Origin of the sequence: Fretibacter rubidus (assembly GCF_041429785.1) — a bacterium.
Classification (GTDB): domain Bacteria; phylum Pseudomonadota; class Alphaproteobacteria; order Caulobacterales; family Maricaulaceae; genus Fretibacter; species Fretibacter rubidus.
The window spans coordinates 2,559,300-2,582,753 of the sequence record NZ_CP163423.1 but is presented as its reverse complement, the minus strand read 5'-3'; the positions used below and the strand labels follow the sequence as shown (position 1 = coordinate 2,582,753).

Annotated in this window: 23 protein-coding genes; 14 read left to right on the top strand and 9 right to left on the bottom strand. The window is 51.0% G+C overall.

Features of this window, described 5'->3' with window-relative positions; all coding sequences use genetic code 11:
• A complete protein-coding gene (locus AB6B37_RS11850) occupies positions 1-621 on the bottom strand; it encodes a thioredoxin family protein (protein ID WP_371396020.1) in 621 nt (206 codons plus the stop codon).
• 109 nt (positions 622-730) lie between these two features.
• Here AB6B37_RS11850 and AB6B37_RS11845 point away from each other — a divergent pair, with 109 nt between their 5' ends.
• Positions 731-1,369 (top strand): serine protease, encoded by a 639-nt coding sequence (locus AB6B37_RS11845; RefSeq protein ID WP_371396019.1) that lies wholly within the window; start codon positions 731-733, stop codon positions 1,367-1,369.
• Here AB6B37_RS11845 and AB6B37_RS11840 read toward each other — a convergent pair.
• Positions 1,366-1,791 carry an MAPEG family protein gene (locus tag AB6B37_RS11840; RefSeq protein ID WP_371396018.1) on the bottom strand — a complete coding sequence of 142 codons (426 nt, stop codon included), beginning with the start codon at positions 1,789-1,791 and terminating at the stop codon, positions 1,366-1,368. The two genes, AB6B37_RS11845 and AB6B37_RS11840, sit on opposite strands and share 4 nt — an antisense overlap.
• 57 nt (positions 1,792-1,848) lie before the next feature.
• Positions 1,849-2,580, bottom strand: a complete 732-nt coding sequence (locus AB6B37_RS11835; RefSeq protein ID WP_371396017.1) for a 16S rRNA (uracil(1498)-N(3))-methyltransferase — start codon at positions 2,578-2,580, stop codon at positions 1,849-1,851.
• A 58-nt stretch (positions 2,581-2,638) separates the two neighbouring features.
• Here AB6B37_RS11835 and ubiA point away from each other — a divergent pair, with 58 nt between their 5' ends.
• From ubiA to AB6B37_RS11810, 5 genes are all read left to right on the top strand, one after another.
• Positions 2,639-3,619: a 4-hydroxybenzoate octaprenyltransferase gene (gene ubiA / locus AB6B37_RS11830; RefSeq protein ID WP_371396016.1), complete on the top strand. Its 981-nt coding sequence runs from the start codon at positions 2,639-2,641 to the stop codon at positions 3,617-3,619.
• 82 nt (positions 3,620-3,701) lie between these two features.
• Positions 3,702-4,223, top strand: coding sequence for a peptide-methionine (R)-S-oxide reductase MsrB (gene msrB, locus AB6B37_RS11825; RefSeq protein ID WP_371396015.1), 522 nt, complete (start codon positions 3,702-3,704; stop codon positions 4,221-4,223).
• 64 nt (positions 4,224-4,287) lie between these two features.
• Positions 4,288-4,902, top strand: coding sequence for a hypothetical protein (locus tag AB6B37_RS11820; RefSeq protein ID WP_371396014.1), 615 nt, complete (start codon positions 4,288-4,290; stop codon positions 4,900-4,902).
• Positions 4,903-5,474: 572 nt separating this feature from the next.
• A complete protein-coding gene (locus tag AB6B37_RS11815) occupies positions 5,475-6,434 on the top strand; it encodes a MipA/OmpV family protein (RefSeq protein WP_371396013.1) in 960 nt (319 codons plus the stop codon).
• Between the two features lie 74 nt (positions 6,435-6,508).
• On the top strand, positions 6,509-7,336 hold the full coding sequence (locus AB6B37_RS11810) for a MipA/OmpV family protein (RefSeq protein ID WP_371396012.1): 828 nt from the start codon (positions 6,509-6,511) through the stop codon (positions 7,334-7,336).
• Positions 7,337-7,346: 10 nt separating this feature from the next.
• Here AB6B37_RS11810 and AB6B37_RS11805 read toward each other — a convergent pair whose 3' ends face one another.
• The gene (locus AB6B37_RS11805; RefSeq protein WP_371396011.1) at positions 7,347-9,785 is read right to left on the bottom strand and encodes a zinc-dependent metalloprotease; all 2,439 of its coding nucleotides are present in this window, start codon (positions 9,783-9,785) and stop codon (positions 7,347-7,349) included.
• Between the two features lie 141 nt (positions 9,786-9,926).
• On the opposite strand from AB6B37_RS11805, the gene AB6B37_RS11800 reads away from it, so the two are divergent.
• Genes AB6B37_RS11800 through AB6B37_RS11775 form a run of 6 tightly spaced genes read left to right on the top strand, consistent with a single transcriptional unit; the run spans position 9,927 to position 15,724 of the window.
• Positions 9,927-10,364, top strand: coding sequence for a MarR family winged helix-turn-helix transcriptional regulator (locus tag AB6B37_RS11800; RefSeq protein ID WP_371396009.1), 438 nt, complete (start codon positions 9,927-9,929; stop codon positions 10,362-10,364).
• Positions 10,361-11,023 (top strand): DsbA family protein, encoded by a 663-nt coding sequence (locus AB6B37_RS11795; RefSeq protein WP_371396008.1) that lies wholly within the window; start codon positions 10,361-10,363, stop codon positions 11,021-11,023. The genes AB6B37_RS11800 and AB6B37_RS11795 overlap by 4 nt, the downstream gene beginning before the upstream one ends.
• A gap of 23 nt (positions 11,024-11,046) precedes the next feature.
• Complete coding sequence (locus AB6B37_RS11790; RefSeq protein WP_371396007.1) at positions 11,047-11,460, top strand: MAPEG family protein; 414 nt, start codon at positions 11,047-11,049, stop codon at positions 11,458-11,460.
• Positions 11,460-12,836 carry a TldD/PmbA family protein gene (locus tag AB6B37_RS11785; protein WP_371396006.1) on the top strand — a complete coding sequence of 459 codons (1,377 nt, stop codon included), beginning with the start codon at positions 11,460-11,462 and terminating at the stop codon, positions 12,834-12,836. Before AB6B37_RS11790 ends, AB6B37_RS11785 begins: the two co-directional genes overlap by 1 nt.
• Positions 12,823-13,929: an inositol monophosphatase family protein gene (locus AB6B37_RS11780; RefSeq protein ID WP_371396005.1), complete on the top strand. Its 1,107-nt coding sequence runs from the start codon at positions 12,823-12,825 to the stop codon at positions 13,927-13,929. Before AB6B37_RS11785 ends, AB6B37_RS11780 begins: the two co-directional genes overlap by 14 nt.
• 49 nt (positions 13,930-13,978) lie before the next feature.
• Positions 13,979-15,724, top strand: coding sequence for an ABC transporter ATP-binding protein (locus AB6B37_RS11775; RefSeq protein WP_371396004.1), 1,746 nt, complete (start codon positions 13,979-13,981; stop codon positions 15,722-15,724).
• Positions 15,725-15,758: 34 nt separating this feature from the next.
• Here AB6B37_RS11775 and topA read toward each other — a convergent pair whose 3' ends face one another.
• Entirely contained in the window at positions 15,759-18,398 is a 2,640-nt protein-coding gene (topA, locus tag AB6B37_RS11770) for a type I DNA topoisomerase (RefSeq protein ID WP_371396003.1), read from the bottom strand.
• A gap of 226 nt (positions 18,399-18,624) precedes the next feature.
• Here topA and AB6B37_RS11765 point away from each other — a divergent pair, with 226 nt between their 5' ends.
• On the top strand, positions 18,625-18,819 hold the full coding sequence (locus tag AB6B37_RS11765) for a hypothetical protein (RefSeq protein WP_371396002.1): 195 nt from the start codon (positions 18,625-18,627) through the stop codon (positions 18,817-18,819).
• Positions 18,820-18,827: 8 nt separating this feature from the next.
• On the opposite strand, the gene AB6B37_RS11760 is transcribed toward AB6B37_RS11765, so the two are convergent.
• Genes AB6B37_RS11760 through plsY form a run of 3 tightly spaced genes read right to left on the bottom strand, consistent with a single transcriptional unit; the run spans position 18,828 to position 21,394 of the window.
• Complete coding sequence (locus AB6B37_RS11760) at positions 18,828-19,643, bottom strand: alpha/beta hydrolase (RefSeq protein ID WP_371396001.1); 816 nt, start codon at positions 19,641-19,643, stop codon at positions 18,828-18,830.
• Between the two features lie 18 nt (positions 19,644-19,661).
• Positions 19,662-20,771, bottom strand: a complete 1,110-nt coding sequence (gene dprA / locus AB6B37_RS11755; RefSeq protein ID WP_371396000.1) for a DNA-processing protein DprA — start codon at positions 20,769-20,771, stop codon at positions 19,662-19,664.
• A complete protein-coding gene (plsY, locus tag AB6B37_RS11750) occupies positions 20,768-21,394 on the bottom strand; it encodes a glycerol-3-phosphate 1-O-acyltransferase PlsY (protein WP_371395999.1) in 627 nt (208 codons plus the stop codon). Before plsY ends, dprA begins: the two co-directional genes overlap by 4 nt.
• A gap of 63 nt (positions 21,395-21,457) precedes the next feature.
• On the opposite strand from plsY, the gene AB6B37_RS11745 reads away from it, so the two are divergent.
• Positions 21,458-22,012 carry a nucleotidyltransferase family protein gene (locus AB6B37_RS11745; protein ID WP_371395998.1) on the top strand — a complete coding sequence of 185 codons (555 nt, stop codon included), beginning with the start codon at positions 21,458-21,460 and terminating at the stop codon, positions 22,010-22,012.
• Here AB6B37_RS11745 and AB6B37_RS11740 read toward each other — a convergent pair.
• Entirely contained in the window at positions 22,005-23,450 is a 1,446-nt protein-coding gene (locus tag AB6B37_RS11740; protein ID WP_371395997.1) for a CCXG family PEP-CTERM protein, read from the bottom strand. The two genes, AB6B37_RS11745 and AB6B37_RS11740, sit on opposite strands and share 8 nt — an antisense overlap.
• Between the last annotated feature and the right edge of the window lie 4 nt (positions 23,451-23,454).

Below are 23,454 nucleotides of genomic sequence, written 5' to 3'. Positions count from 1 at the left end.
CTATTTTGCGTCTCTTGCGGCTTTCGCGAAATCTTTGAAATAGCGGTAGATATCATCTGACTCCATGCTGGCGGCATGGCGCCATGTTGGAGCTGTGTCTAAATTTAAAACGCCACCATCAGGCGCGATAATGAAGACGGTTGGAGTGCCTTCAACCGTGTCCAGCCCTAAACGGTTGGCAATATCAATATTGCGGTCTTTCTGTCCAACATCGACATAAACCAGTTCATATTCTGTGCTGATTAGGGTTTGAAACCGTTGCGTTTGAAAGTCGGCGGCGAGGGCCCGACTGTCGTGGCACCAATTGGCCCCCATAACGACCATCGCATTCTTGCCTTGCTTGCGTGCCGTAGACAATGTCGCGTCGACATCTGCGTTTGCATTACGTGATTGGTCATAAGGACGCGGGTCGTTATCAACTTTCGGTGCCGCTTTAAGCTCAGCTTTTGCGGCTAAGGTGTGACGGACCTTATTTACTTCCGGCGTTGAGCTTACAACCGACTGAGGCGTTGCTGAATTGGATGTCACAAAAGAGGGTAATGATTGCGCTGGCATAACGGCGCAGCCATTCATGAAAATCGCGCCAATAAATGCAACAGATGTAAGGGGTTTAATGGGCATATTTATTCTCCTGCACCTAACTATCACGATTGTATTCGCTGTAAAATCACGAAATAGTGCTAACGTCATAACTTGCGCCACTCATTAGCGCTGCTAGAGGAATACCAAAATGAATTGGTTGAAAAAATTATTGGGTTATGGTCATGCTCCCTTACAAAATCCAACCTCACAACAGGACGCCGAACCGTTAGAAAACGCTCGTTCCAAACCTCATAGTGTAACAGTCAGGCGTCATTTTTACAATCAAACAGGGTTTCAGACTTACGGTAGTTTTTTCACGCTGTGGGACGGTTGGGCGACGGCTGGTCATGTCCTGTCAGAAGCATCAGAGATGCTCCCTGATTTTTGTACAGGCCAGGTCTGTAGTTGGCCCGATGGCCTAGACGGGGCGTTGATTGGATGCAGGCTTCCTGCTGTTGCGCCTTTGCCGCCGCGCGTCGGGCAGACGCTAACGGTCAAAGGTTATCCCGCAGGGTCGCGCCATCCTGAGGAGCGCCGCGCAACAACCTATTATGAAAGGCAGCCCGGTGTATGGATTGCTCATATCATCATGCCAAACGAACCCGTTGTCACAGGGATGAGCGGTGGTGCCGTTATTGATGCCGATACAGGCGAGGCCGTTGGCATTTTAATTACACGCAACTCTCCCGCAGACTTAAACGCGGACCGTGACCCCGATGAGAGCTGCGACTTTGTTGCGCTATCAGCCTTGTGGGAGGCCGCAAAACGCGCAGAGACAGTTGCCTAGATAACGCGCGCAATTGTACGAATAGCCATCCAGATAAGAACAATCGTTGAGAGTGAGAATAAACCAAATCGTAACATCACTTTATTGATTGTTATTTGAACAATGCTGTGAAGTATACGGAGTGCCACATAGGCCCAAGCCAGCATGAGAGCCATGTCATCACCAGCTGATAACTCTGAAAGGTGGATGTAAAACATGAGCGCGTAAAAGATTGTGGGTTGTTCCATCAAATGATTGTAATTATGCGCCGCCCACTGGGTGTGCTCTGGAAGCTTTGCTTTCCAATCTCCATCTGGATTACGCGCCTTATCGGGTGCGATTCGGGCCTTTTGCATCCCTGGGATCCGCCGTGCATACATAATGGCCCAAATAATCAGCGTCCAAATGATTAAAGCTAAAACTGGTGTTAAAAACTGCGTCATGATAAATCCCCTTTAGGCTAGACTGCGCGCAATTATAAAGATTAGCAAGGGTGTTACCTACCAATCCCCTTGGGCGGATTGCCAAAGCGTCAATAAAGAAATCGCCGCCGTATCAGCGCGCAAAATACGCGGCCCAAGCGAGACAGCATCGACGCAATCCATATTTAAAAGTCTGTCGCGTTCAGCCTCTGTGAAGCCGCCCTCTGGCCCAATTAATAGGGCACACGGACCAGAATAGTTGCGCAAAATATCCAATACGCTGTGCCCGCCGCCCGCCTCATCGGCAAATATAATGCGCCGTCCTTTGTCCCAGTTGTCCAAAAGACTATCCAGCTTTTTCGGCTTTGCGACCTCCGGCAAATCAAGGCGTTCCGTTTGCTCGGCAGCTTCGATAATCTGTGCGCGCGCTTTGTCGGTATTTAATTTCGCAAATTGGGTGCGCGCGGTAATGACAGGCACAAACTTTGATACGCCAAGCTCTGTCGCTTTTTCAAAAATAAAGGCTGTGCGGTGTTTGCGAACAGGCGCGAAGACAAGCCAAATATCAGGGGCATCATGATGACGGCGCAGCGGATCTGTTACGATTAAACTGCCGCCGCGTTTTGATAGCATACTAATCTCTGCCGCCCATTCACCGTCATGACCATTAAATATCCGCACAGTGTCGCTTACAGATTTACGCAAGACCGTGCCTAGATAATGCGCCTGCGCAGGCTCTAGCGTGACGGCGGCCCCAGCGTTCAACGGTGTATCGACATAAAGCCGGGTTAATGTGTAATTTTCTCTCATGCGCCCTATTGTTAGCGCGCTTACTATCCTTTTGGAAATGAAAACGATAAGGTTCGTTATGAGCAACGTTATTAAAGACGCGTCCAAATCCCATTGGGTTTACAAGGCGCCAGAAAGGATGCAGCCTTATCTACAATTGTCCAGGCTTGACCGTCCTGTGGGCTATTGGCTTTTGACCTTGCCTGGATGGATTGGACTGGCCTTTGCGAGCCTTGGTGTGGGGTTTGCGCAAAGTGATTTGAAATGGGCGGTATTTATACTCATCGGGGCGGTTGCCATGCGCGGCGCGGGGTGCACCTATAATGATATCGTCGACCAAGATTTGGACGCGCAAGTTGACCGCACGGCCTTGCGGCCTCTGCCTGCGGGGGCAGTCACAACGAAACAGGCGTGGATATGGCTGTTCGCGCAATGCGGCGTTGGGTTGGTTGTGCTGTTATGCCTCCCGCGCCTCGCGCAGATTATCGCGCTCGCCTCTATCCCGCTTGTCGCCGCCTATCCGTTTATGAAACGCATAACGTGGTGGCCGCAGGTTTGGCTGGGTATGACCTTTAACTGGGCGGTGCTGGTCGCTTACGCTGCAAAAACAGGGGTAGTCAGTGGATCGCTCTTTATTCTCTATCTCGGCCTGATTTTTTGGACGGTCGGCTATGATACGATTTATGCCTGCCAAGATATAGAAGACGACGCCATGATTGGCGTGAAGAGCACGGCGCGGCGGTTTGGGAGTAAATTAATAACTGGTCTTAGCCTGTCCTATCTCGCAGCATTTATTGCTATCTGCGTAAGCGTTTTATTCAGTCTTTACGAGAGCGATATGGGTGCTTTGATATTTTTCTGGGCCCCAATTCTTTGCGCGCTTGCTGGATTTGGATATCATCTCAATCATCAGTTAAAAGAAATGAAAACACATGGTGACACGAAAGCCCTAGTAATTTTCAAATCTAACTTCTGGGCTGGTATTTATTTAATAATAGGGCTTTTGATAATAGGCTACACCTTGCACGGTAATATATTTGAGGATGCACCTTGGTTGTGACCATCACCTCTTCGTGATGGCAACTTGTTCCCACTCTTATGCGTATTACGTTAGTAATAGAATAAACACGAAGGAGTTTATCATGCTAACACGACGTAATCTTGGTCTGGGCGCTGCGGCTTTCTCATTAGCGGCTTGCACAGGCACAACAACCAAAGCAGATGATATGACGACTGATGCAAAGACGGCAAAGGATGTAAATATGAGCGATAATGAATGGGCCAATATGACCCCCGCCGCGTGGAAAGACCGGTTGACCGATATGGAATATTATGTGCTGCGCGAAGAAGGCACAGAGCGGGCAGGGACATCACCGCTGAATGCTGAAAAGCGCGACGGTACATTTGTCTGCGCAGGCTGCGCGCTGCCTCTGTTCAAATCAGAAACAAAATACGAATCAGGCACAGGCTGGCCAAGCTTTTACGATTTTATTCCAGGAAGTTTAGATACCAAAGTTGATCGTAAGCTATTTATGGCCCGCACAGAATATCACTGTTCACGCTGCGGTGGTCATCAAGGCCATGTATTCAAAGACGGCCCCGCACCAACGGGACTACGTTATTGTAATAACGGTATTGCACTAGACTTCATTCCAGATGCCTAGACCGTAAAAATATTTCCTGCAATTTATAGCTGACAAAGGCCTGGCACATTGCTAGGCCTTTTTTATGCGTAATTTATCACTTTCCCTTATCTCTGTCTTCGCTTTTACCGTTGCCGCCTCAGTACATAGTCAAACGAATGATGACATCGTGCAAGTGATTGAGGCCCCTGCAATTGACGATAACATGCGTCCTTGGGGTTTGTTCACTATGACGTGGCGTTTACTCCGAAATAATACGCAAACAGGCACACGAAAAAAAGCAGGGCAACAAACAGTCGTATTGGAAATTATTCAAGTGCCGTCACTGGAACAACCCGGTCAAATGGCTTTGGCCTGTGTTGACGGTCAAATGCAAATGGCTCTGACGTGGTCAGATATGATGCCAGCCGATATTTACCGCGAACCCTTCACCAAAAGCGGCACACGGACAGCGAAAGTCGATGTGTTTGTTAATGGCGAGAAGCAAGAGCGTGAAAAGTGGTCTTATAAGAAAAAAAATAAAGCTCTTTATGCGCTAAACACTCGCCCAGCGATGGAATTTTATAATCATATCATCCTACGTAATAAGGTCGAGGTCAGTTATAAGGGCGAAACGCATCAGGTGATTATGCCTGAACCCAATGCAACATTTGCCAATTGGGGCGCTGATTGCGGTGTCGGACTTAACGCGAAGCGCTAAAGACGGGCTCCATTGAGCGCAGCATATTCGGTGCGTCATGGTAAATAGCGGGTTAAGAGCCTTTGAAATTTCATAAAATTTCTTGATTGCAAAACTGTCTTTTTTAGGAGACACTTTGTTTATTGGAAGCCGTCGGATGTCCGACCGCGTTATGAAAGGAGGTGTGAATTGTTTATCTTTTTTGAGGGGTCTGCCCGAAGCTGTTAAATCAGTACTTTCGTAAAAGCGAAATTGGGTACCGAATATCTTACCGGCAAAGCGGGCACGACGTCCCGTTAGACCCAAACTTAAAACGAGCCCCCGCCATACTGTGGTGGGGGCTTTGTTTTTGATCGGCTTTGCCGAACATTAGCTCCTGTGGACCTAATTTAAAAAATAAAGCCCCTGGCAGGGGCAACAACAAGACATTAATCGGCATAGCCGTGTCATGAATCTTGAGGATTGATCTCAGAGCTCAAAGGCGAGGTTCACGCATTAGCCCCAAGCCATCCTCACAAAACCGGTCAATATACCCACGCTTTGAACACGCAACGTGAAGTGAGTTGTCTTTTTTTAATATCTCGGCAATTGTTATGGAACGAATTGCGCTTATCTATGTTAGCTATGTGATGATAAGGAATAAAATGGGTCGTTTCATAATAAAATCAATCGCCGTTACGGCTCTGGCCCTATGCGTAGGTGCATCTCCTGCATTGGCTCAAACAGCATCAAAGCCATTTTTTCGTGATTTGCTGCCTGATTTTTCAAATTATGACCACAGCAAATGGGGTCTGATTGCTGGGGCAGGGGCCTATGTTTCGCCCAATTACACGGGTGATGACGCTTACCGCGTGCGTGCGCTTCCATTTGCACGGGCGTCATACGGTGATAATTTCTGGGTGAGCGTACCAGAGGGCGCTAACTACCGCCTCTATGACAAGGACGGTTGGACCGTGACCGCCAAAGCCGAAATGGCCTTTCCGCGTGGTGAAGACGGCAAAAGCTTCTTCGCGGTATCGGGAAGTTCAACCGATGACCTTCTTGGGCTTGGCGATATCAAGCCGTCAGTCGAACTCGGCGGTGCACTTGGGTATGACGCTGGCCCAATATCGTTTAACGGCAGTGTGCGCCAAGGTGTTGGTGGACACGGCGCGTTAATCGGTGATGCGTCGGTCAGTTACCGCAAGATTTTCAAAGCTGGCGAAACACCTATCGCCGTCTTCCTCACACCTAATATTAAGTTCGGCGAAGCGGATTTATTGCAAACTTATTACGGCGTAACACCCGAACAATCCATTGGCTCTGGCCTTCCAGAATACCGTACAAGCGGCGGTATTTATAGTATTGGTATCAACACGCTTGCCTTTGTTCCAACATCAGAGAAAAGCGCCTTTATTCTGTATGGCTCTTTGCGGGAACTCTCGGGCGATGCGAAAGATGCTCCGCTAATCCAGCAACGTGGCAGTAGCACCCAAGCCTTTGCAGGCGTGTTTTGGGTGCGCGCCTTTGGCCAAGACGCCCGCCGCGCCAAAGAGTTAGTCACCGGCCGCTAGCAAACTGTATTTCCAAGGTCACCAGTTTAAACCAAGCACATTTGTTAGCCGTATCCTTTCAAAAGGATATTGTTATGCGCATTTTACTCTTGGGCTTTTGTAGCCTCCTCATAACACATACAGCGAATGCGGATGACACCAAATGGGGGCTGAGCCTGGGTGGCGGTGTCGCGCTTGCGCCCCATTATAGCGGTGATGATGATTATGCAGTTCTGGCCTTGCCCTTTGCGCGGGTCACCTATGATGATGTCTTCTATGCCTCTATTCCTGAAGGGGCCAATTTGAAACTCTTTGACGAAGGCGGATTTAGCGTTGTCTCTACCGCGAAGTTTACTTCTGACCGCGAAGAAGACGGTGACGCGCCGTTTCAAATAGCGGGCAAGCAAACAACAGACCTCATTGGATTGGGTGATGTAAGCAGGACAATTGAGCTGGGCGGTACGGTCAGCTACAGCCGTGAGAATTGGCGTATTAGCGCGGCAGCCCGGCAAGGGCTGGGCGGACATGACGGATTCGTCGGCGAGCTATCGGCGCGCTACAACACGTCCATTCGCGGCTACGGCCCGCCAATTCGGATAAGCATTGGGCCGAGCCTGAACTTCGGTGATAGCGATTATATGAACGCCTATTACGGCGTCACGACCGTGCAATCAGTAGCCAGTGGCCTGTCACAATATCGTGCCTCTGGCGGACTTTATTCCGTAGGCTTATCGCTGAGTGCGACCGCCCCCGTGTCCGAGCGCAGCGCCATATTCTTACAAGGGTCGCTTAGCCAATTAATGGGTGACGCCAAAGACGCACCGCTTGTCACAGAACGGGGCAGTCCAACACAAGCCTTTGGCGGTATATTCTGGGTCTATACATTTGGCCAAGACGCCAGACGGGGCAGACGACGGGGCTAGTTTGGATATATTAATCGCAATGCCAGCATGTTTCTAATATACCGTTATGAATACCGCCTTGTCCGATTGGCCCGCCCGGCGGTAGGGTTTTGGACTTCACAACAGGCTCAACGGATTTACGCGGCGTATCCAAAAATCCTTTAACTTGTTCTGATAACCACACACCGTGATCATCACCGCGTGCCTTTGATGCTTGCCCAACCTTGGCAAGGGCGGCGTAAGCACGTGACTGCACAGCAGGCGTATTGCTGCCGCTGGCTAAATCCATCAACGCATAGGCAAATCGTGTTTGTACTGCTTTGGAAATTTCGCCCGTACGGCCCGATAGGGGTTGGTTCATGACATATCTATGCGTGGCTTCTAATACAGTCTCTAGGCTTGGGTTGGCACGGTCACGACGATTAAACTCCACTAACCGTGCTGCGCGGCGCGGGTCTAACAAGGCGTCAAATGTCAAATCCGCCGCTGTGTCAGCCGCAGCCGTCACGTCAAAAGCGGGATAAGCCGTGCGGCGAAACAACTCGCGGTCACTATCAGCAAAACTATAGCTGACGAGCGACGGCATCAATAGCTCTAGCGTTGCGTCTGGTATATCCAAGGCTTTCGGGTCTAACGTGGATAATAACGCGTCTAGCGCGGCGCGCTGCTCTCGCGGCGCGACAATTTCCATGGTCGCCTGCCCGTCCCCTCGCAAAGCATAATTAAAGGAAGCTCCGCCTAAGACTTTGGCGGCAGCCGCCGTTTGGTAACGGTGATACAGATAAATCGGTACTATGACTTTATTCAAATCTGACAAAGGTTGGCCTTCTACAATCCGGTCAACACCGAAATTTTCAAGCGCAATTTCGCGTACGTCCATTGCGGTCTTAAGCCCGTCGACTGGATTGGCACCATTATCCCACACATTACCTTTGGGGTGGGACGTGCCAACAGAGCGCGCATCTGTATCGGCCACATATAAAAGACCACGGCTGAGCGCGTCTTGGACGAGCAACTCGCGTTCCGCCTCTGTCGTATCGCCGTATAACCACGCCGCTGCAAATTCATCCCATTCGCCAATACCGACGCCGTAGGTTTGGCTGAAATCAATTTGGCCGTCAGTGACGCGCACATCAGGCGCTGGGTAATCCATGACCGAGCCCTTGTTATAGGTGCTAGCGGCGAAATTATGGGCAAAGCCAAGGGCGTGACCAACTTCATGGGCGGATAATTGACGGATACGATCAAGCGCCAATTCAATTGGGTCATCATCCGAGCCAGTGCCAGTTTTGGCGGTCCCGACCAGGCCTTCAAAAATCATGCGGTCTTGGCGAACGCGAAGACTGCCAAGATTAACATGCCCCTTTAGCATTTCGCCTGTGCGCGGGTCAGATACACCGCCGCCGTAACTCCAACCGCGTGTTTGGCGGTGGACCCATTGTACAACATTATAACGAATATCTAGCGGGTGCGCGTCTTCTGGCAGAATTTCAACGCGGTAACCATCGGGATAACCTGCCGCTGCAAACGCGTCTTCCCACCAGCGTGCGCCGTCAACAAGGGCGCTACGGATCGGTTCGGGCGCGCCGCTATCAATATAAAAAATAATGGGATTAATGGTCTTGCCGTCAGCATCTTTTTGCAAGCGGTAACGCCGCGCGAGGCGCGTTTCAATCGGGGCATCAAGAGCCGCGCTATAGTCATAATGCACTTCTTCAATTGCGCCTGCGCGCGGGTCGGATTTGCGGATTCCATAACCTTGCTCTGGCAGCCGCACAAAACTGTGGTGCTGTATTAAGGTCGCGTCGAGGCCATTGGCCGCTGTTGTTCGCACTTCGCGCCCAGGCTTGGAGCTACTAAGCGTGAAGAAGACATCAATTTCATTATTATCCGGGAAGGAAAACAAGTTATTTGTATCAACCAATGTACGGTCTTTGGCGATGCTAAAATTACCTTGATCCGCGTCCTTAAGATATTGCACGAGGTTGAGGACATCGCTTTGGAGAAATTCTGTTAATTCAATAACAGAGTCGTCGCCAGATTTGCGAATATCAAAACTTGCAAGAAATGAAGGGGCGAAGCTCTCACGCACCGCGCGCTCTTCCAGTGGGTTATCGGGGCTCGCGCGGTAAGACAGGTTTTCCGCCTCTAGGATGATACGGTTTCCCATTTTGCGAAACACAACAACCTTACCGCTGTCACCCCACCCCCGGTCTAGCCCAACGGGATTTGACCCGAGGCCAGCAGTAAGGCGTGCGGTATGGATAAGGCGTAAAATCTCTCCGTCTTCATTGGCGTCGGGCAGTTTGGCGTAAACCCGGTTCTCATCTGTATCGACATAAAGATCGATGAACCCGGGGCGGTGATCCATGCCCGCGAACATATCGCCAGCTTTAGACGAACTGCCAGTGCCAGAAGGCGCGCAAGCAACTAATATAAAACCGATAAACAAACTTATGATGACGCGCATAATTAACTCCCTAAGTTTTTGAGACTACGCTGGGATTTGACCAAGGTAAAGCCACATAGCGCCTGACGGGAATGTTGCTTTCACACGGTGCTTTGACAGGGCTGCTTCACATGCGTAACACAGCATGCATAGGAGAGTCATATGGCCATAGCCCGCCCCGTTGATAGACGTTTGTTTTTCATGTTTGACCGCGCCCACACGCGAGTTGCCAAGGCCGCTGATAATCACCTTGCAGCGCGCTCTCGTGTTGGGACGTCCCAAGCGGCTGTGCTGATTTATTTGGGTTATCATGATAATTGCCGCTTATCTGAATTGGCAGACGGCACGGGGCGCAATAACTCTGCAATAACGGGCTTAGTGACGCGTATGGAAAGAGCGGGCTTGGTGATGCGTGGTAATGGCAGTGATGATGGTCGCGCCAAAACAGTATCTTTGACGGGTGATGGTTGGGCGTTGCGCGAAACTGTGATGAATGATTTTCGTGATTTTAACGAACGTCTCTCACGTGGTATGAGCGAGGACGAAATTAACGCGGTCTTGAAGTTTTTCGATACTGCCGCTGGGAATGTTGAACCATGAGCGCGGGTCCGAAACCGCTAGAGGTCGATATCGTCTCTGATATTGTCTGTCCGTGGTGCTGGGTTGGCCTGCGCTATTTCCTGCAAGCCAAAGACTATATGCCTTTTGCTATTACCTTGAACTGGCATCCCTATATGCTCGACCCTCATGTCCCGCAAGGCGGAGTGCCCTATAGTGATTATATGAAAGCCAAATTTGGTGACGGGCCGTCGGATAAGTTTAAAGCCATGCGTGCCCACCTCGAAGAGATAGGGCCTCAATTAGGTATAGACTTTCAATTCAGCAGTATTCCCATGCGCCCCAATACGCTAAACGCGCACCGCGTGATACGGTGGGCAAGCGGGCAGGGGTTGGGTACAGAAATGGCCGAAGCTCTGTTCAAAGCGTTTTTCACTGATCAAAGGGACGTCGGTGATACCGCCGTATTGGCCGATTTGGCGGGCAACGTTGGCCTCGATAAAACGCTGACAGCGGAACTTCTATCAACAGAGCGCGACAAGGCCGAGGTTAGTGCAGATATCACGCATTTTCAAACATTGGGGATATCGGGTGTGCCGACCTTTATTTATAATAGACAATACGCTGTGCAGGGGGCACAACCCGCGCAACATCACGCTAATGCGTTACGGCAAGCCGTCCAAAACATCGCCCAAACGTAGATAACACATATTCGGAGATTACTATGACCCTCTTTCAAATCGTTGCGCTTTATGTTGCGCTAAACTTACTCATTGCGCCTTTTCTTATGTTCCGGGTTGGCGGACAACGGATTGCCAAAAAGGTGAATCTAGGCGATGGCGGGGATCCTATTCTTTTTGCCCGTATTCGCGCTCATGGCAATTTCACAGAAAATGCACCATTGCTTCTTATCGGTTTATTGGCCTTGGCCATGGTGTCTAACGTCCATAGCTTTGCGATTGTGCCGATAGTGCTGCACGGCTTTGGACTTGCGATTACGTTGGGGCGTATCGCCCATGCTTTTGGTATGTCTGAAAAAGGTAAATCGGGCAAAGGTCGCTTTATTGGCACAATCCTGACCATGCTATCTTATGTCGGCATGGCCGGCACTATTCTGTTTTTAATCGTTGCGGCCTAATGAACGCATTATCAGATATCAAAGCGGACGCACCGCTTGATCACCGTGACCTTGCTCCCGTTTTGGACAGGTTGCTGTCAAAGGCTATGCATTACGGGGCCGAGCACGCGGATGTCATTGCGACCCATGGGCGGTCATTATCTGTGGCTGTGCGCGATAAAGATCTAGAAGATGTCGATAATAGCGAAGGCAAAGACATTGGCCTGCGCGTTATTATTGGCGCGCGTCAGGCGTCTGTCTCAAGCTCTGATTTATCAGACGCGTCACTTGATAAGCTTGCAGAGCGGGCTGTCGCTATGGCCCGCCTCGCGCCCGAAGATCCTTATTGCGGACTGGCGGATGCGTCCTTGCTAGAAATATCACCGCCTGATTTGGGTTTGTTTGACGCTCATGTCATGAGCCCAGAAATGTTAAAAGACCGTGCGCTAGAGATGGAAGCCACAATTGCCTCTGTAGACGGTGTCTCCCAAGCCGAAGGCTGCTCTGCCAGTTGGTCGACATCTGCGATTTATTTTAAAACCAGCCACGGCTTTGAAAATGGCTGGCGGTCTTCACGCCACGGCACGGGCGGTATGGCTATCGCCGAACGCGACGGTCATATGGAACGCGATTACGCATCAGAGGGCACGCGGTGGTTAGAAGACCTGCCGTCTATCAGTTCTATTGGCATGGACGCAGCGACACGGGCTGTAGCGCGCCTAGGGGCGAAACAACTACCGTCATCGGCTATGCCCGTGATTTTCGAGCGGCGCGTTGCGGGCTCTTTGCTGTCGGCCTTGATTAACGCCATAAGTGGAACATCCATTGCACGCGGCACATCATTTTTGAAAGACGCGATCAACACGCCTATTTTTGCAAGCGATATAGAAATTATTGACGACCCGCTGAAGCGGCGCGGTCATGCATCGCGACCGTGGGACGGTGAGGGTGTCAAAGTCAAACGCCGCGCGTTAATTGATAACGGTGTTTTGACGACGTGGTTACTTAATTCTGGCACGGCCAAACAATTGGGCCTTAAAACGACTGGCCATGCCATGCGGGGTATTGGCGGGCCGCCTGGTGTGGGCGCAACCAATGTTTATATGCAGCCCGGTCAGTTGTCCCCTGCTGTCTTGATGGCTGAGATTGAAACAGGCTTATTGGTCACGGATATGTTCGGCCCGTCATTAAACCCCAATACAGGTGATTATTCCGTTGGCGTCTCTGGGATTAAGATTGAAGGCGGCGCGCGCGCCCATGCCGTGTCTGAGGTAACAATCGCGGGTAATTTACGTGATATGTATAAATCACTGACCCCTGCCAATGATTTGGTATTTGACGGTAGTATGGTCGCGCCGAGCCTGCGCATCGAAGGCATGACACTTGCCGGAGAGTAAAGACATATGCCTGCCACTCACTGATGACCTTGCGTTAATCAAAGAGGCTATTTTGCACGGCGGCGCAATTGCGCGCGATGCCTTTCACGCAAATGATAGCAAGGTTTGGGACAAAGCTGGCAACCATCCCGTGACGGATGCCGATATTGCGGTGAATGATTATCTGCGCGATGTTCTGATGCGGGCGCGGCCCAATTACGGTTGGCTATCAGAAGAAACTAAAGATGATTATTCGCGGCGGTCCTGCCCGCGTACATTTGTCATTGACCCCATTGACGGAACGCGGGCCTTTATTGACCGCAGTGCTAACTTTGCCGTCTCAATCGCTATTATTGAAGACGGACAATCTGTTGTTGGCGCGCTGTATAATCCGCTGACCGAGGAGTTGTTTACAGCGACCAAAGGCGGCGGCGCAGCGCTGAACGGGGAGGCGATTAAGCCAAGCTCGCGCGCAGAGCTAGAAGGGTGCCGCATGATTGGCTATCCGCGTAAATTTCGTCGCCAAGGCTGGCCCGCGATGAATGTGCATATCGCTAATAGCATGGCCTACCGCATTGCGCTTGTGGCCTGTGGGCAGGCGGACGCCACCGTTGCCTTTACGCCAAAATCAGATTGGGACGTAGCGGCCGCCGCCCTGATTGCAACAGAATCGGGCGCGCAAGTGACTGACCTTTACGGTAAACCCTTTCGGTACGACCGCGAGGGTACATCACAAACAGGCGTTATTTGTGCTGGCGCGAAGCTGATGCCTTTGATAAAGACACGCATGAAAAGCTTGATTGACGCTGCCGCGCGCAGCGATAATCCAGCGCGAGATTTTGCCTATTTGGGGACCCGTATGAGCGACCGTAAAACAGAAGACACACCAGAATTATTACACATCGTATTTGGCGGCGAGCTTGTCGATCCGATGAAAACAAAATTCATAGACCTATCCAAGGTCCATTTTGTTGGGGCCTATCCCAATTACGCGAAAGCCCATGAAGCGTGGAAATCATCAGCCCAGCGCACCGTTGACAATGCTCACATGCGTTACTTTATTCTGCACGCGCATGAATTAATTGATCCTGATAAAGACGGCATCATTGGCTAATCCCACACCACCCTCTACCTCTCTAAAATCACCGCCGCTGGATCGGCAGATGATTGCGCGACTATGGCGTGATTTTATCTGGCCACAAAAACACACGCTTCTTGCGGCTGCGTTTTTTATGATACTTTTGGCCCTCGCCACAGCGGCTTACGGCTTTTTGGTCAAATTTATAATCGATAGCGCTGTTGCACTGCAGGCTGAGGCTGATGCGGCCAGTAATGCTAAGCGATACGCATTGTTGATTGCGCCGGCCTTAATCGTTGTCACAATGGTTTCAGGTGGCGCTATGTTTGCGCAGCGGGTCCTCACGAATAAACTTGCGCTTAACGTTATCGCCGCGTTGCAAAAACAAATGTTCGCCCGCGCCCATGCTGCAGACTACGCCAGTTTTGCCCGCGAACCCGTGGGCAATTTAGTCTCAAAATTCACCAATGACGTGAGTGTTTTGTCCAACGCCCTTATCCGCGCTGTCTCAAATCTTGTGCGCGATAGCTTGACGGTCTTGTTTATTATCATCTCTATGTTGGTGATTAATTGGCAACTCACGGTTCTTATTGTTTTGATTTACCCATTAGCGATGTGGCCAATCGTGACCATTACAAAACGCTTGCGCGGGAATGCGACAGACGTTCAAAGTCATATCGGCGTGATTACCTCCAACTTGCAAGAGAGCTTTGGTGGGGCGCGTATGGTCAAGACGTACGGTCTTGAGGCGGCGGAGCAAAAGCGCCTCGGTAAGGCCTTTGATAAGCGCATTAATTATTATTTGAAGCTTATCACAGAGCAGGCCCGTGTTGATCCGATACTCGAGGTTTTTGGCGGCCTTGCCATTGCGGGTGTGTTTATATTCGGGGTTTATCAATATAGCGCTGGCCAAGCAACGCCGGGTGATATTGGCGGTGTTTTAACGCTACTGCTGACGGCGGCGCCGCGTATTCGTGCACTGGGTACGCTTAATAATGTCGTGCAAGAAGGTCTCTCCGCGCTTGCGCGTATTTTTACTGTTATTGATGAGCGTCCGCTGATTGTGGACAAAGCGGATGCGCAAACGCTGTCAAACCCCCGTGGCGCGATTAGTTTTGAGGACGTCTCATTCGCCTATACTGACGGCACTATGGCCATTCAAGAGGTGAGCTTCTCTGTTAAACCTGGGCAGACCATTGCCTTGGTTGGGGCATCGGGTGGGGGTAAGACAACAGTCATGAACCTTATTCCGCGCCTTTATGACGTGAGCGCTGGGAAGGTCAAAATTGACGGTATTGATGTGCGCGATACTACAACGGACAGTCTTCGCGGTGCCATGGCGCTCGTCTCCCAAGGTGTGACATTGTTTAACGACACGGTTGCAGCCAACATTGGTTTTGGTGACCAAAACGCCAGCCAAGACGATATTATAACTGCTGCTAAAGCTGCTGACGCGCATGATTTTATTGTGTCTTTGCCTGACGGTTACAACACCATCATCGGGGAAGACGGGGGCTCTTTATCAGGGGGGCAGCGCCAACGGATTGCTATTGCGCGCGCCTTTTTGCGTGACGCGCCTATCTTGTTGCTTGATGAGGCGACCTCTGCGCTGGACACGCAATCCGAGTCCAAAGTGCAGGCCGCGCTTGACCGTCTCGCCAAGGGACCCACAACAATTGTCATCGCTCACCGCCTCTCGACGATTAAAAATGCAGACTGCATTTATGTGATGGACGGCGGCAAAATAATAGAGAGCGGCACCCACGCGCAATTATCCAAAAAACGAGGCGGGGCTTACGCTAAACTCCTAAAGGCGCAGGCCTTGGGATAGAATGACAACAAAATACTGGCAAGACCCGTGGGGTTTAAGTTTTTTTAGTTGTCGTCTTCTTAGCCGCTGTCTTTTTTGCAGCCGGTTTTTTCTTGGCCGCTGGTTTCTTTTTCGCTGCGGGCTTCTTTTTTGCGGCTGGCTTTTTCTTTTTACGCGTGCCTTTGGCTTCCTTCTCGGCGATATATTCTAGCGCCATGTCAATATTGACATCCTCTGGCTTTGTGCCGCTTGGGATTGTCGCGTTGATTTTTTCATATTTCACATAGGGGCCGTAGCGACCGTCCATAATCTTCACAGGTTTTTCTGTTGATGGATGCAGACCAAGGTCTTTTAGCACGGTTCCCGCCGAGCGCCCACGGCCGGGATTGGCGCGTTTCTCCGCAATTAAATCCACCGCACGGTTAAGCCCAACCTCAAACATTTCGTCCGCAGTCGGGACATTGGCATAGGTACCGTTATGCAAGATATATGGCCCGTAACGACCCAAGGCGCCCGTAATCATCCCGCCCTCGGCGGGGTGTTCCCCAATTTCACGGGGCAAGGATAACAGCTGCACGGCTTTGTCGAGGGTCATTTCATTATACGGCCAATTTTTCGGCAAGCTTGTGCGTTTGGGTTTTGGCTGTTTCTTAAGTTCCGGATCAGGCTCTGTCTTGAGTTCAACATAAGGGCCAAAACGGCCTGTTTTCAGCCAGACCTCGCCAGCCATGTCAGGATGTGCGCCAAGCATTGTATCTTCATTATCGGCATTGGGGTCATTCCCATCACCAAAGGGGCGCGTGAATTTGCACTCTGGATAATTGGAACATCCAACAAAAGCGCCGAATTTTCCAAGCTTTAAAGAGAGTTCCCCGTCGTCACAGCTTGTACATTTGCGCGGGTCAGAGCCATCTTCTTTATCGGGGAAAATTAACGGCCGTAGCGCGTCGTTCAGCGCGTCGAGCACGTGGGTGACACGCAGTTCTTTCGTCTCGTCAACAGTGGCGGCAAACTGTTTCCAGAAATCACCGAGCAATGTTTTATAATCAAGCTCTCCCGCCGAGACTTTATCAAGGCGTTCTTCCAAATCCGCCGTGTAATCATATTGGACATAGCGTGAAAAGAAGTTTTCTAGGAAGGACGTAACCAAACGGCCTTTGTCATCAGGGGTAAAGCGGCGCTTGTCTAAATTGACGTAACCGCGGTCTTGCAGAACTTTCAAAATAGAGGCGTAAGTTGACGGGCGACCAATGCCCAGCTCTTCCATTTTCTTAACAAGGCTGGCTTCCGAATAACGCGGCGGGGGCTGAGTGAAATGCTGATCTGCTTTCACCTCATCTGCTTTCGCGGCATCACCCGCTTCTACAGGGGGCAGCGTTGCACTTTCGTCATCATCACCATCGGTTGACGTTTTGGTTTCTTCATAGACCTTCAGGAAGCCGTCAAACCGTATGACAGAGCCGGTCGCGCGCAGGCCAACGGTATTGGCAGCATCAGCGATTTCAATGGTCGTGCGCTCCATACGTGCATTTTCCATTTGGCTCGCCATGGCGCGTTTCCAGATTAGCTCATAGAGCTTTTTCTGGTCACCCGATAATTTTACCTTATCGGGATGACGCTCAAAACTTGTTGGGCGAATCGCTTCATGGGCCTCTTGCGCGTTCTTGGCTTTTGTCTTGTATTCACGCGGGTCTTTTGGGCAATAGGCCGCGCCAATATCATTTTTAATCACGTCCCGACATTCGCTCAGCGCTTCGCCGACCATAGAGATACCGTCTGTCCGCATATAGGTAATCAGGCCGACCGTCTCGCCGCCAATATCGATACCCTCATATAGGCGTTGCGCAGTTTGCATGGTGCGGGTGGCTGAAAAGCCCAACTTGCGGCTGGCTTCTTGTTGCAGTGTTGAGGTTTGAAAAGGCGGTTGCGGCTTGCGCTGTACGGGTTTGGCTTCAACTGATTTGACAGATAAATCTGCACTATCAACTTTGGCTTTCGCCGCCGTTGCTAGCCCTTCATTATTCAAGCTGAATTTATCTAGGCGTTCCCCTTCAAGGCTGACCAATTTGGCTGCAAAGGGTGCGCCGCGTTTGGTATCGATTATGGTGTCGATCGTCCAAAACTCTTGCGGGTTAAAGTTTTCAATTTCTGTTTCGCGTTCACAAATCAAACGCAGGGCAACAGACTGAACACGCCCCGCAGAGCGTGCGCCGGGCAATTTGCGCCACAACACAGGTGATAACGTAAAGCCAACAAGATAATCTAGCGCGCGGCGCGCGAGGTAGGCATCAACCAATTCTTGGTCAAGCTGGCGCGGGTTAGCGATAGCATCGGTGACAGATTTTTTTGTAATCGCGTTAAAGACAACACGTTCAATATCTTTGCCCTTCAGGGCTTTTTTCTTATTCAAAACCTCGAGGAGGTGCCAACTAATGGCTTCGCCTTCACGGTCTGGGTCGGTCGCGAGAATAAGTTTATCAGAATTTTTAAGCGCGTCGGTAATATCTTTGATGCGTGATTTCGATTTAGTATCGACCGCCCATTCCATCGCAAAATCATCTTCGGGACGCACAGAGCCATTTTTGGAAGGCAGGTCACGGACATGGCCAAAACTGGCTAACACCTTGTAATCCTTGCCGAGATATTTCTCGATCGTTTTGGCTTTAGCGGGCGATTCAACAATAACCAAATTCATGATTTACCTATCCCAATACGCAAAATGTGGTCTGTAAGCAGCCTATATCGCGTTCAAATTCGAGCGCTCATGTGGGCGAAACGAAGCGCGATGTCAACTCATCGTGACTGTTATCCGTGAAGTCCCCTATGAATAGCGTTGTCTTGTCGTAAACTTGTCTCTTGATATTAATTGACTGTAAATATATATAATGCACTTAAAAGGTGTAATATAATTGGGGTATGTAATGAATGAAGACACAGGGCTGGAACCATCCGAGACGCGGCAGCGATTGACTTTGCCCCCTGATGCCGCGGAGCATTACATCGCTGATATGCTAAATGAATTGTGCGATATCGCAGAGCAAGCAGAGTTAAAAGACCTAGCGGCATTACTCCGTGTAACTGTAACCGCCGTTGAGACTAATCGTCGTTTGCGATAAAGGCTAAATTATAAGTCGTTTTGCAAGGCTGCCAACACTTCAAGAATGACGGCGTCGCCACCCTTATACCAAAGGTTATTATGCTTCCCGCCTTCAATCTTATAAGCTGTTTTAGGGCCGTCATAACCGTCAAATAAGTTTTGCCCGATTTGAAAGGGTATCACCTGGTCATTCGTCCCGTGTATCCAGATTATTGGCGTGTTGGTCCCTGCTAAGGCTTTGGTCGTCTGAAACTTATCTTTTGTTAAAGCACCCGCTGGAAATATCGGGAAGCGTAATTGCGCCATATCAGCGGCTGATGTGAACGGCGCTTCCATTATTATTATCGCGGGACGGCGTTCACCTGCTAATTGCGCAGCAACACCCGCCCCTAAAGACGTCCCGTAATATACAATTCGGTCGGCATTAATGCCATAAGCACGCACGTAATCATATCCGTCTATCGCGGCTTGCGTAAGGCTATCTTGCGTCGGTTTTCCGCGACGTCCCGGATAGCCCGGATAGGCCAAAGCAAAAACGCCGTAACCTTGTTGCTCAAAGCTACGGTAAATTTCTGAAGCTGAAAACACGGCAGAGCCATTACCGTGAAAATATATGACCACAGGGGCGGTCTCGCTTTTGGGCGCGATCCACCACCCCATTATGTCATTTGATTCTGGGGATACAGTAATTTCTACTGCGCTCTCTAGCTCTACGCCGTTCGGCGTCAAATAGATATCAGGCGGAATATAAAGCACGGCACGCTGCCCAAAATATAAAGCGAGCAGGGCTAAGCTGTATAAAGCCACGACAGCAAATATTATGCGCCTAAGGGCTCTTATCATGACGAATGTCCTTTGGCCTTATGTAAGATTTAAACCCACACGCCCGTCTGCTTCGACATGGGCATCACCCGATAATTCCATTTCCAAAAGCGCGGCATTAGCAATGGGTGTTGGATAACCACTAAGTCGCACAAGCTCGTCTCGCGGTGCGGGGGTCGGCGATAGTAAGTTCATAAGGGCCTTGCGGGCTTTACCAATATCATCACTCGCCGCATCCCAATCAAAGGCGGGCTGGGTATAATTCTCATTGTCTTCCATCACATAGGGCGCCCGTGTGTGTTCTAAAACAGCGATTATGTCATCGACACCCTCAATGAGCGCCGCGCCGTTTTGGATAAGGCGGTTACAGCCTTTGGTGCGCGGGTCGAGCGGACTGCCAGGGGCCGCCATAACCTCGCGGTTTTGTTCCATCGCATATCGCGCGGTGATTAAGGTGCCAGAGCGCTCTGCCGCCTCTATGACAACAACGCCCGCACAAAGGCCAGAGATAATGCGGTTGCGGCGCGGAAAGTCACGGGCCGTTGCGAGGTAACCCAGGGGGCTTTCAGATACCAGCGCCCCGCCTTCGCGCATCGCGTCAAATAACTCTGCGTTTTGTTTCGGATAAACATGGTCAACGCCGCCGCCTAAAACGCCGACCGTGCCCGTCCCTAGGCTGCCGCCATGGGCTGCTGCGTCAATACCGCGCGCGAGGCCTGATACAATAGTGTAGTCTCGTTCGCCAAGTTCGCCCGCGATTTGACGCGCAAAGCGCTGCCCCATGGCGGACGCGTTACGCGACCCGATAATGGCAACACAAGGTTTGTGCAAGATATCAACGCGGCCCCAAACGCTTATGATAGGGGGTGTTGGGTCAACAGCGCGTAAGTAAGCGGGATAATCCGGCTCGCAACTGGCGATGATATTAATGCCCAGCGCCTCTGACGCTTCCATTTCGGCTTCGACGTGCACGACACCTGGTATCGACAAGCCCTTGCGCCGCACAAGTGATGGCAAAGCGTCTAGCGCAGCCCCTGGGGTTTTATACCGCTGGAGGAGGTCACGAAATGCCACAGGCCCGACAGTGGATGTTCGCGTTAGCCGTAACCAGTCGCGTTTTTCAGAAAAATCAAGCGCTCGCGTGCTCACTCTTTGGACGCGCTTTCGGGTGTAGGTTTAGCGCCCTTTTGTCCAATCTTAGATTCGGTGCCTTTAATAATGCGCATGATATTTTCGTGGTGACGCACATAAATAATAACCGCCATGACAGCCGCCATCATCGCAACATTATCAAAACCGAAATAACGCGCGACGAAGGGGGCGGTGCCCGCGGCCGCAAGTGCACCCAGTGAAGACATGCGGCTGATAAAAGCTGTTAATAACCAAATCACAGCCGCAGCGAGGAACACCTGCCACTGCGTCGCGAGAAGGGCACCAAAAAATGTTGCCACACCTTTGCCGCCCTTAAATTTCAACCAGACGGGAAAGCAATGCCCAATCAACGCCGCTGCGCCCGCCATAAGGCCAAAGGGTGCGCCTAAAAAATGATTGATAATGAGCGCTGCAATACCGGCCTTGCCCGCATCCAGCAGCAATGTTAGCGCAGCCAAATCCTTGCGGCCTGTCCGCAGCACATTCGTCGCACCAATATTGCCAGATCCTATAGCGCGTATGTCACCTTGGCCAAAGAGCCTGGCAATCACCAAGCCAAAGGGAATAGAGCCCAGCGCGTAACCACCCAACAGTGCAATAATAATTGATGTTATATCCATGACGCCAAACTGCCCCGAAGGCTGGGGGCTGTCAAAGTAAATTATAGCCGCTAAAGACAGGGGATGATGAACCCCAATGATTTTATGAGGGCTGTAAAGGCCAATCCAGTCAACGCGCTTTTGCTTGACCGTTTGCCCAGTTTAAACCTTCCGCAAGGCTATCTCTGTGCAGGTAGCTTGTTTCAAAGCTTTTGGAACGTCAAATCAGGCTTGGATATTCCGCACGGCATAAAAGATTACGATGTCTTTTATTATGACCCTGATACGTCATGGGAGGCAGAGGACGCGGTAATTACGCAGGCGCGTGATTTGCTGGGGGCTATTGCTGACAAGGTAGAAATTAGAAATCAAGCCCGCGTGCATCTGTGGTATGAGGCGCGCTTTGGCTCGCCCATTGAACCGCTGACATCATCAAAGCACGGCATAGAGCAGTTTCTTATTGAGTGTAGTTGTGTTGGTCTAGCCTTGGATGACGGCTCTTTATATGCGCCTTATGGATTATTCGATATGGCCAGCGGGCGTTTGAAAATGAACCCCGCCAATCCAAAGCCAGAACTGTTTTTGCAAAAGGCGCAGGATTATCAATCGCGTTGGCCGTGGTTACAGATTATCACTTAACGCTGCCCGTTAGGCGTACCGTGAAGCTGGGTTTGGCGCCCGCGTTATTGGGCGCAAACGTCCCGCTAGGGTTGAACCGCACATGGGTGATTGTCCCGTCAATAGGGCCTGTCGGAACGTAGCTAAAGTCTATGCCGTCTGTTGAGAACTCCACACTATCCGTTGTGCTGGATGGGCCCGCGTAAGTAAAGCTGAGTCCACTGCTGGGCGTGCCGTCCGTAAAGCTAAACGCGCTAGCGGGGGACACGACTAGCGCAATATCAGGCGGCAAAACATCGCCCAAAACCAGCGTACTCGCGTCAACGGCCTGACCCGGATTAGTGACTGTGATGTCATATCCGATAAGAGAGCCTGGCATGGCATAGGGCAGGGTGGGCGTGCCGATAATATCTGAGATGACATCAACGGTTTTCACGGCTTCTAATGTCGTAGAGCAGCTTTGCGGGGCTGCTTTCGTCACTATGACCGTTGGGGTGATGCATTCAACTGCGCGTAGGGGGAAATTACTGCTGGATAGATCCTGCCAGGATCCGCCGGGTGGACGGGCTTGAAACCCGGTGGGACCATCGCAGCAATCCTCAAACCCTAAAGCCTCATAACGGTGCCAACCCTCTCCAAGTGTGATGGTGCCTTCTAGGGTCTCAGCTGTATTAGCGTAATTATTGGCCCACCATAAATTATCATTCCAGTCTTCTTCAAGCTGTTGGCCTTTAACAAATAAATGCCCACCAAGCCCGAAATCAGCCCCGTAACGAAAGCCCCAATTACCAGTCGTGGCTGGCGTCACGTTAAGGACTGCACTTATGCACCAGCCGTAATTGCCGTTCGTGCCGCCAACGGCGCGGTTATTGATACCTGACACGGATGAACGAACGGCGTTGTAAACATCTGTTGTCGCGGCCGTGAACTGCGCAATGGCGTCGCTGGGGCTAACGGGGTCGGCGGTGCTGACGCGGGACCGAAGGCGCATGCCAATATCAGGAAAGACAACCGTTGCGCTGCTACCCGCGACAACAGTACCGTCGCCAAAATAAATATAAAGCGTTTGGCTTGTTCCTGCTGCCATGGGTGATGTGCGTACATATATTTGTGCCGCGCGTGTCGGTGGGTCCCATTCTGCGACCACAAATGATATGGGCGTTAAATCATCACCTGCAAAGACACGGATATCATCCCCGTCGGCTGTGAATGTGTAGCTGGCTGGAAAATCTGCGCTGACCAAATCAATACGGGTCTCAGAACTATGCCCGCCGCTGCCTGCTGTTAACGTAACCGGAATGCGATGCGGGAAAGCACAGCTTTGATTGGCCCATTCAGCCTTAGCGGTCGGAATGAAGATCATCAGGAGTAAGGATAACAAGATGCCAAGACGCCTTATCCCGCAAAAACGGGCAAAGCTACGTCGCATCCCACCTGCGATGTATAGCGGCCATGTCATAGGC